4 protein-coding genes and 1 riboswitch are annotated in these 3,860 nt (G+C 45.7%); of the genes, 2 read left to right on the forward strand and 2 right to left on the reverse strand.

The window, feature by feature from the left end; all coding sequences use genetic code 11:
• The coding region (locus ACK5MF_RS08580; protein WP_416921274.1) for a vitamin B12 dependent-methionine synthase activation domain-containing protein at positions 1 to 309 on the forward strand (309 nt) is incomplete at its 5' end.
• A gap of 70 nt (positions 310 to 379) precedes the next feature.
• On the opposite strand, the gene lysC is transcribed toward ACK5MF_RS08580, so the two are convergent.
• On the reverse strand, positions 380 to 1,732 hold the full coding sequence (gene lysC / locus ACK5MF_RS08585; protein ID WP_416921276.1) for a lysine-sensitive aspartokinase 3: 1,353 nt from the start codon (positions 1,730 to 1,732) through the stop codon (positions 380 to 382).
• 115 nt (positions 1,733 to 1,847) lie between these two features.
• A riboswitch (Lysine riboswitch) is annotated at positions 1,848 to 2,025 on the reverse strand.
• Between the two features lie 205 nt (positions 2,026 to 2,230).
• Here lysC and ACK5MF_RS08590 point away from each other — a divergent pair.
• Positions 2,231 to 3,352 (forward strand): pyridoxal-phosphate-dependent aminotransferase family protein, encoded by a 1,122-nt coding sequence (locus ACK5MF_RS08590; protein WP_416921278.1) that lies wholly within the window; start codon positions 2,231 to 2,233, stop codon positions 3,350 to 3,352.
• 35 nt (positions 3,353 to 3,387) lie between these two features.
• Here ACK5MF_RS08590 and ACK5MF_RS08595 read toward each other — a convergent pair.
• Positions 3,388 to 3,860: Wzy polymerase domain-containing protein (locus ACK5MF_RS08595; RefSeq protein WP_416921280.1), on the reverse strand; the 473-nt coding region annotated here is incomplete at its 5' end.

Below are 3,860 nucleotides of genomic sequence, written 5' to 3' on the forward strand. Positions count from 1 at the left end.
GAAGATTTGATTCGCGAAAAGTATCAGGGAATTCGTCCTGCTCCGGGTTATGCGGCTTGTCCTGAACATACTGAGAAAGGGGCTATCTGGGAATTACTGGGTGTTGAAGAGCAAATAGGTATGGAACTGACAAGCAGTTACGCCATGATGCCGGGTGCTTCTGTTTCTGGCTGGTATTTCTCGCACCCTGATTCGCGCTATTTTGCCGTTGCTCAGATCCAAGATGATCAAGTTCAGAGTTACTCACAGCGTAAAGGTTGGGATATCCTTGAAGCTGAAAAATGGTTGGGTCCTAACATTAACGGTTAGGATTACCGAACATAGAAACGAAAAAAGGTCACCGCGTGGTGACCTTTGTTTTATGTGATGAGTTATCTGATTATCGGTTCTCGAACAGATCCAAATGCAGCTTCTGAATTACCGCTTTCGACTCATGAGCGTCAACAAGGAAGCAGAGGTTATGGTCACTTGCTCCGTAGCAGATCATACGCAGGTTAAAGTCACCTAAGGTACTGAACACTTCTTTTGCATAGCCTTTGGTTTCCATGTGGTTACCAATCAATGCCACTAAACAGAGGTTATGTTCAACTTCTACCGTACACAGCTCTTCAAGCTCGGCTCGCACTTCTTGTGGTAGTTCAGATGCACCGCCAGCGGTATCCGTTTTGTCGAGCGTCAGTGACACACTGATTTCAGAAGTCGTGATAAGGTCAACCGAGATTTTGTATTTCGCCAGAATCTCAAACACTTTCGCTAAGAAGCCATAAGCATGGAACATCTTCGCACTGCGTAGCGTGACCATAGTTTGGTTGCAACGAAGAGCTAACGCGCGGAATTGTGGCGAGTTTTCCACTTGTTGGCGAATCCAGGTGCCACCTTTTTCTGGCTCTTTAGACGAACCGACAAACACCGGAATTTCATGGCGTAGTGCAGGTACCAGAGTCGAAGGATGCAGAATTTTTGCCCCAAAGTTTGCCATTTCAGATGCTTCACTAAAGCTGATCTCTGCAATTGGCGCCGCTTTTGGTGCAATGCGTGGGTCGGTAGTGTAGATCCCGGGAACGTCGGTCCAAATCTCTAAACCAGATGCTTTTACCGATTCGGCAATCAGCGCTGCTGAATAATCACTGCCGCCTCGACCAAGCGTCGTGGTATTGCCTTGTTCATCAGAGCCGATGAAACCTTGAGTCACCACCACATATTCAGCACAAAGTGGCGCTAATTTCTCTTGTGCCAGTTTAGCAATTTCTTCGACCTGCGGCTCGGCACGTCCGTAGTTATTGTCCGTTCTTAATACTTCGCGAATATCAAAACGAATGGTATTAACGCCGCGCTCACGCATCAGTTGGGTCAAAATATAGGTCGACATCAATTCACCGCAAGCAACAAGGTGATCGGTTAGTTTCTTGCTTGATTGAAATGAGGCCGCTTCGGCAGCGCTGGCGATGCTGTCTAGCATCGAATGTACTTCTTTTTCTACTTGGGTTGGATCGGCGAGCTGGTCGATAATCGCATCATGGATATCTGCCAACTGCTTCATAATGTTCAGTCTTTGCTCCGCATCTTGAACACCATTAGCTAGCTCAACAAGTAAGTTTGTCACGCCAGAGCATGCGCTGCTGACGACTAATCGTGTTTGAGGGTTATTTTCGATAATTGCAGAGCAACGGCTCATTGCTGCGAAATTAGCAACACTTGTTCCACCAAACTTGGCGACATTGAATGCGCTCACTACATTTCTCCCGGACTTCCTAGAAATAAAAAAGGTTGGTAATCCAACTTCCAATGTTTTGAAGAGAGTTTCTTAGAGCAAAAAAGAGGTGTAACAACAGGCAGGTTGTATCAAATTCCTCAGAAGCTCTTCATCAGCATAGCACTGATGACAGTTGAAGGGATTCAACCCTTACAACCGATAAGCCAAAGCCACAACTTAGACTCATCTCGGCACTACTCCCCCTGAATGTTTTGTTTTGGAGTTGAGGCTCCACAAAACACCTGCCTGGGCAGTGCTCCTCTTCTGCCATACTCACGCCACAACGGGTGACTTGATTGAGTATAGATAGCTCACTCATTGAACGGTTTTGTCTCACTGTTGTCAATTGTAAATTTGTGATAAATGAAAATAAATGTGTCCGAAGAACCGGTCAGAATAGACTTCTGTCGAATTGTGATTCCCGAGACTTTTCTATAATTTGGACGGACACCTTTTCCTCTTTTTTTAGGAGCACTTATGACTATACAAAGCTTCATCCCACCTCATCGTATTCTTATGGGACCTGGTCCATCTGATATTTCTCCGCAAGTGTTGCAAGCTCTCAGTCGTCCAACGGTGGGGCATCTGGACCCATTGTTTATTGCTATGATGGATGAGCTAAAGGTATTACTGAAATATGCTTTCCAGACTGAAAATGAGTTTACTATTGCCGTTTCAGCACCTGGCAGTGCAGGGATGGAAGCGTGTTTTGTCAACCTGGTTGAGCCCGGTGACAAGGTTATCGTTTGCCGAAATGGTGTTTTTGGTGAACGTATGCGCGAAAACGTGGTTCGTTGTGGTGGTATTGCGATTACGGTTGAAGATGAGTGGGGCACGCCAGTCTCTGTCAGTAAAGTTGAACAAGCGATTAGCCAACATCCGGATGCGAAAATTCTGGCGTTTGTCCATGCTGAAACCTCTACCGGTGCGCTGAGCGATGCAGAGACTTTGGGGGCGCTAGCGAAGCAAAACAATATGCTAACGATTGTTGATGCGGTGACCTCTTTAGGCGGTGTACCTCTGCTGGTGGATCAGTGGCAGTTGGATGCGGTTTATTCTGGAAGCCAGAAGTGTTTGTCTTGTGTACCGGGTCTGTCACCTTTGACGCTCTCGCCGAAAGCGATCGCAAAGATCCAAGCAAGAAAAACGCCGATCCAAAGCTGGTTTTTAGACCAAAGCTTAGTGTTGGGCTATTGGAGTGGTGGTAGCAAACGTAGCTACCATCATACTGCGCCAGTAAACACTCTGTATGCACTGCATGAATCGCTGCTGATGCTGAAAAATGAAGGGTTGGAAAATGCTTGGGCTCGTCATAAAGCGATGCATGATAAACTCAAAACCGGTTTAGAAACACTGGGATTTAAGTTTGTCGTGGATGAGGAATATCGCCTGCCACAATTAAACGCTGTGTATATTCCTGATGGTGTTGATGACGCAAAAGTACGTAATCATCTGCTTAATGAGTACAATCTGGAAATTGGCGCAGGGCTTGGGGCTCTTGCTGGCAAAGCGTGGCGCATCGGTGTGATGGGCTACGGTGCTCGTTCGGAAAATATTGCCTTGTGTTTAAGAGCGCTTGAAGAGACTCTGACTCAATAAATGAAACCCATAAAAAAGGTGGCATAAGCCACCTACTATAATACTGTATCACCCTCTGTTTCTGCTTCGCTTTCAATTAAAAGCGGGTAATTGATATGGCTAAAATCTAATTCTGGAAACAAAAACAGCGCTTCAGTTCTCGTTTGCTCCGCTCTGCTGGTATCGCCTATGGCTTGGTAAGCTTTGATCAGATTCTCATACAACCCCGGTCTTGGTTTAGTTTGGATAATCTGCAAAGACCAATCGATATAGGGTTGGATGTATTGCGCTTTCTTCTCATTAAACCCTAGGTCTAAGTAAGTGCTGTACATCTCCCAATCAACCCTGTCTTTAATCACTACCGGGTTGATAATGTTATTTAATATAGCCAATTGCTTTGGTGTGGAAGTTTCAAATTTGGTCAAATAGTAGTTAGTGTGCAGTACGCTCACCATATAAAAACAGGTGATGACAGGCAGAATAAAGCTCGCTATTCGAAGCAGTGTTCGACTGGCCTTGCTAAAGCGAA

The sequence above is a fragment of the Vibrio sp. genome (assembly GCF_047973365.1).
Classification (GTDB): Bacteria; Pseudomonadota; Gammaproteobacteria; order Enterobacterales; family Vibrionaceae; genus Vibrio.